The organism is Nostoc sp. FACHB-110 (assembly GCF_014697425.1).
Classification (GTDB): Bacteria; Cyanobacteriota; Cyanobacteriia; order Cyanobacteriales; family Nostocaceae; genus Nostoc_B.
The window spans coordinates 1-5,245 of the sequence record NZ_JACJRU010000088.1 but is presented as its reverse complement, the minus strand read 5'-3'; the positions used below and the strand labels follow the sequence as shown (position 1 = coordinate 5,245).

The window sequence follows — 5,245 nt, the reverse complement described above, 5'->3', positions numbered from 1 at the left end:
ATCCAAGAAATCTTTGACCAACTCACATTTGAGCAGGTAATTTCTGTGTCTTCTTATAACTTTATCCTGGAAGCTCTATTCTATGCAGCTTCATATTAAATTGGTATAAAATATTTTTTATATCTTGCCCTGCATAGATAATTCGGACAATATTAATACTTTCATCTTTTTCAAAGTTAAAAGAATAGTAGGTTGGGTGTAGCGATAGCGTAACCCAACAAAATATGCTCGGATGTTGGGTTATACCATTTCATTGCACCCAACCTATACCTAAACTACGAATTAATTAATACCGCAGGTGTTGGTGTAGTTAAACCAGTCTTCAATGCTAATTCATCCGCTACAAAATCAGGAACTCCTGCTTCTTTACCTTTTGCTAAACAACAATCTCGCACTGCTAACAAAAAACCTTTAATTAATTCAATATCTGATATCGCGTTAACTTGAGTGAGAAAATCTTGCCAAGATGTTGTATCTGAAGCGTAGGTATCTATTAAATATAAACCAGCGAGATATTCTGCTAATGGATCTAATGCCAAGCGGATTTTATCTTGGGCTGCACCGATTGTTTGAATTAATCGCAAACGTTTTTCTAAAAATTGTAACCGTTCTGGCGCTGTGTCGCTGTCATCAAGGGCGGTTAAAACATCTTCTAATTTGGCAGATGTAGGACGAAATGTTGTTTTTAAACATTGCCAAGCAATTACTTGAGCATCTCTTTGAACAATGCGATTATTTGGTTCAGTTGCTAATCTATCTCGATTTAGTTCATTAATATATGCCAGCATTAAATCAGGAATATTTTCTGGTAAATCAATCGCTGTTCCTTCTTTTGTCGCAATCATTTGTTCGGCGTAGAGTTTTGCCAGCAATACAGTAATATTGCGTTGTCCTACCATTAATGAAAGACGACGACAAGCATCAAAATATTCCACATCGGTAAACAAATCACGTTTGCGACGTTGGGTTAAATAAGCTTCCATAAAAGATGAGAGTTTATCACCAGCAACGCGCAACGGTTGAATTGTGGTTTTAGGTACTTCGTCTAGTTTTTCTTCTAAGCGAGAAGTAACAATGAGAGCGTTTACTGGGAAATCTGTTTCGGCTGGATGAATTTTGTTGCGTGTCGCTTCACCCATTTCTGACAAGTGATCTACTATAACTAAGATGCGGCGTTGACGGAGTAAGTTTGTTAATAATTCATTGTCAATTGCTTGAGCTTCACTAATTAGTGCTTGTAATTGTCCGCCGATGGTTTCTTTTAAGGGATGCTCTAATTCTTGTTCAATTAACACTGGTAACATCCGGTGTTTAGCAAGGCGTTGAGTTTCATTGTCACTCATTGCCCATTGTGCCAAAGTACAAGCCAGACTAGTTTTACCTGCACCACCTTCTCCCCAAATTAATAATGTTGCGCGTTTTTGGTTAAATATTGGTTGTAAATCTGTGGCTGTGAATTGTGCGAGATTGTTGTTATCTAAAATTACGGGAATGGGAACGTAAACAGAACGTTCTGTGACTGTTTTCTTTTTGTTAAATCCTTGCTTGGCAGAGGTGAGGCGTTTTTCTACCCAAGCATCCAGGACTTTGGGATGATAGTTAAAGAACTCAATAAATAATAATGTGCGGATAGGGAAAGTTAAACCGCCAAAGGCATCGGGTAATTTAAAACTAGATAAAGGTTTGAGGGCGTTGTTAACGTTTAATATCCACAAAGGACGCACTTGTAATAAGATGAGCCAGAGGGAAGGGAAGAAGATAATGTAAATTAATCCGCCTGTTACCCAAGGGTGTTTTGCCATCCATTCTAAAGTTCTGTCAAGAAGGCGCGATTGTCTTTTGGTTTTTAAGGCATCAAGCGAGCGAGTGATAGAGGCAATGCTGTCTTCTAAATTTTTATCTTTACTATTTTTTAAAGCTTTGAGTATCTTTTCTAAATCTGCTATGGCTTTGTCTAACTCTGCAAAAGGCATAGTACCAGCTTTGTCTTGAAAGCTTTCACCTATTCTTGCTAAAGCAGCAGCAGCATAGTAGCGAACATCTTGATCTTGATCAAATTGCAAAGCCTTGAGCAAAGCGGGAATCGCCGCCTTTGCTTCTTCTCCCATCTTTCCCAGGGCATCAGCAGCAGAGAAGCGAACACTTGCTTCTTTGTCAGATTGCAAAGCCTTGAGCAAAGCGGGAATCGCCGCCTTTGCTTCTCCTCCCATGTTTCCCAGGGCAGCAGCAGCAGTGTAGCGCACATTTGCTTCTTTGTCAGACTGCAAAGCCTTAATCAAAGCGGTAATTGCCGCCTTTGCTTCTCCTCCCATCCTCCCCAGGGCAGCAGCAGCATAAAAGCGAACACTTACATCTTTGTCAGACTGCAAAGCCTTGAGCAAAGCGGGAATCGCCGCCTTTGCTTCTCCTCCCATCTTGCCCAGGGCATTAGCAGCATTGGAGCGAACACTTGCATCTGTGTCAGACTGAAAAGCCTTGAGCAAAGCGGGAATCGCCGCCTTTGCTTCTCCTCCCATGTTTCCTAGGACATTAGCAGCATTAGAGCGAACACTTGCATCTGTGTCAGACTGCAAAGCTTTAATCAAAGCGGGAATCGCCGCCTTTGCTTCTCCGCTCATGTTTCCCAGAGCATCAGCAGCATTGGAGCGAACACTTGCATCTGTGTCAGACTGCAAAGCCTTGAGCAAAGCGGGAATCGCCGCCTTTGCTTCTCCTCCCATCTTGCCCAGGGCATCAGCAGCATAGTAGCGAACATTTGCATTTGTGTCAGACTGCAAAGCCTTGATCAAAGCGGGAATCGCCGCCTTTGCTTCTTCTCTCATGTTCCCCAGGGCATTAGCAGCTTTGTAGCGAACATTTGCATCTGTGTCAGACTGCAAAGCCTTGAGCAAAGCGGGAATCGCCGCCTTTGCTTCTCCTCTCATGTTCCCCAGGGCATCAGCAGCAGTGTAGCGAACACTTGCATCTTTGTCTTTTAACTGTTGAATATAGGTAGAAATTTTTACATCTTTGCTAGTTTGCGCCCATCCCTCACCCATTGGCACTACAGACAACCACAGGCAAGAGAAAGAAACTGCACCCACAGCTAATAATCTATTAACTGTTTTCTTACCCGTTTTTTTTAAGGTTTTAGTGGTGGCTACAAAACCAAGTGCGTAGACGTGAGGCGGCTGGTTGTCAGATATCGCCGCAGTGGTTAAAGGTTCCATGTGCTACTTTAATTTAGGTGCATCCTATTTATTTAGAAATACACGGTTTTAGCGTTAAATTACGCAATTTAACTTAAATTAGGACTTACGCACAAAGATTGTCTGTGGAGGCTGGATGTAAGGGTGTGGGGTTTGGGGTGTAAAGGTTTTAGATAAATACACCCCAAACCCCTAAACCTTTGCCCCCTTATCCAAACCCTTGATTTTTTGTTTTCATGCGTCAGTCCTGATCCTATTAAGGCAAAGGACGCTGACGCAATTGTGTACGCTCAAAAACTGTAAAATATCCTTCTAAAACTAATCCTGTAACATTCAATAAATCTAATAAAAGTTGTGCTGGCTCTTCTGGTGTTTTCATTTGCTAAAAATCGCATCATGCTGACTCAGATACAAAAGGTAGCATATACAAAGATTCCTCTTGCATACACTCAGCCACAAAGACAAACACAGCCTGCACCGCTTGTGGTGTCAAAGTTGGATAGTTCTCTAAAACTTGCTGTACCGTCCAACCATTAGCAAGTAAACCAAGTATAAATTCTACAGATAATCGCGTACCTTTTACTGTAGGTTTGCCTAATAAGATTTTGGGGTCAGAATGAATATATTGTCGCCAGTCCATAATCAAGATGTGTTAATTTAGTTAACAATCAGCAGAAAAATGCTAATCAACAAAATAACTACTTTAGTAGTGTAGTACAGAACTTTATGAACATTCAGCTTGTTGAATCTTTAGTTAATGCCATCAAAGCTTTATCTGTTGAAGAACAAGAACTACTGAAGCAAAAGTTAGCAAATAAATCTAATTGGCAAGATTTACGTACCAGAATTTTAACTAATGCTCAAGCTATCCAACAAAGATATAATGGTCAACCCTTTGAGCCAGATATTGACCAAATAATTTATCAAATGCGAGAAGAACGAAATCAACAAAGGTTCTGTCGTTAGTACAGAAGTTTCTGTCGTTAGGACAAAAGATTCCGTCGTTAGGACAAAAGATTCTGTCGTTAAGACAAAAGATTCTGTCGTTAGGACAAAAGATTCCGTCGTTAGGACAATAAATCCAGTCATTGACATCTAAACAAAATATATATTTCTAGCTTTTATTCTCTCTACTCTCGCACTTATTTTGAGTAGAGATATTACTGATAGACAAAATTTAAACACCACCAGATTTTGTCAAATATACTGACGCGGAATTTAGGCAAATTAAGACACACTAGCTTTAGTAAGATTTATTAAGCAAATAATTATGTCTCAAAAAAGACGCACATCTCGCATTGTCGAAAAAGCTGAGTTGAGAGTATCTGGATTGAAGGCGATTGACCCTAACATGGATTTTGGCGATAATCGCAATCTACAAAATATGATTCAATTAATTGAGCAATATCGCGCTAAACTTAATGCTTATAATACTGCTCTTGTTGCGATAGATTCCACTAAGCTGGAAATGGAAAAGTTAGAAAAACTTTTAGGTGAATTAAATGATAAGATGTTGATTGGGGTTGCTTTTAAATACGGTAAGGACAGTGTTGAATATGAAATGGCAGGCGGTGTTCGCAAAAGTGAACGTGTTCGCAGAAGTTCTATCAGTCGCTTAAAAGCCAGCACACAAGAAACCCCTAATACTACAGTTGAAAACTCCTAAATTTACTTTCATAGATTGTTTTAATTGTAAGCAATAACCCAGCCAAAATTTCTGTTCACAAAAATATCCCCGATTTCTTGAAGAAGTTGGGGATATAATTTTTGCTCGAATACAAACTCTCAAACAATTTTGTTAATTGATATGACAAATATTACTCTCATTCAAGATAATTTGTCTTTGTGACAACCCTAAAATTCAATACAGTTCAGTTAAGAGAATAGTAGGTTGGGTGTAGCGATAGCGTAACCCAACAAAGTATGCGTGAATGTTTGGTTCCGTTCCTCCACCCAACCTTGTATCTTAAGAGAAGTAGTAGACCGTCCCAACCTTGGTCATCATAGACCGCTTCGTAGCATGGGTCACTACAACAATCTCTTTGACAGAACTCGAA

Annotated in this window: 5 protein-coding genes; 2 read left to right on the top strand and 3 right to left on the bottom strand. The window is 39.8% G+C overall.

Annotated features, from left to right (window positions below; genetic code table 11):
- Window positions 1-275: 275 nt before the first annotated feature.
- The 3 genes from H6G69_RS33300 to H6G69_RS33295 all read right to left on the bottom strand — a co-directional run bounded on the left by H6G69_RS33300 (window position 276) and on the right by H6G69_RS33295 (window position 3,828).
- A complete protein-coding gene (locus tag H6G69_RS33300) occupies window positions 276-3,209 on the bottom strand; it encodes a HEAT repeat domain-containing protein (protein ID WP_190693988.1) in 2,934 nt (977 codons plus the stop codon).
- A gap of 235 nt (window positions 3,210-3,444) precedes the next feature.
- A complete protein-coding gene (locus H6G69_RS34620; RefSeq protein WP_277883512.1) occupies window positions 3,445-3,567 on the bottom strand; it encodes a hypothetical protein in 123 nt (40 codons plus the stop codon).
- A 15-nt stretch (window positions 3,568-3,582) separates the two neighbouring features.
- Entirely contained in the window at window positions 3,583-3,828 is a 246-nt protein-coding gene (locus H6G69_RS33295) for a DUF433 domain-containing protein (protein ID WP_190693987.1), read from the bottom strand.
- Between the two features lie 86 nt (window positions 3,829-3,914).
- On the opposite strand from H6G69_RS33295, the gene H6G69_RS33290 reads away from it, so the two are divergent.
- Both H6G69_RS33290 and H6G69_RS33285 read left to right on the top strand, forming a co-directional pair.
- A complete protein-coding gene (locus tag H6G69_RS33290; protein ID WP_190693986.1) occupies window positions 3,915-4,154 on the top strand; it encodes a hypothetical protein in 240 nt (79 codons plus the stop codon).
- A gap of 304 nt (window positions 4,155-4,458) precedes the next feature.
- Entirely contained in the window at window positions 4,459-4,854 is a 396-nt protein-coding gene (locus H6G69_RS33285; RefSeq protein ID WP_190693985.1) for a hypothetical protein, read from the top strand.
- The last annotated feature ends 391 nt before the right edge of the window (window positions 4,855-5,245 follow it).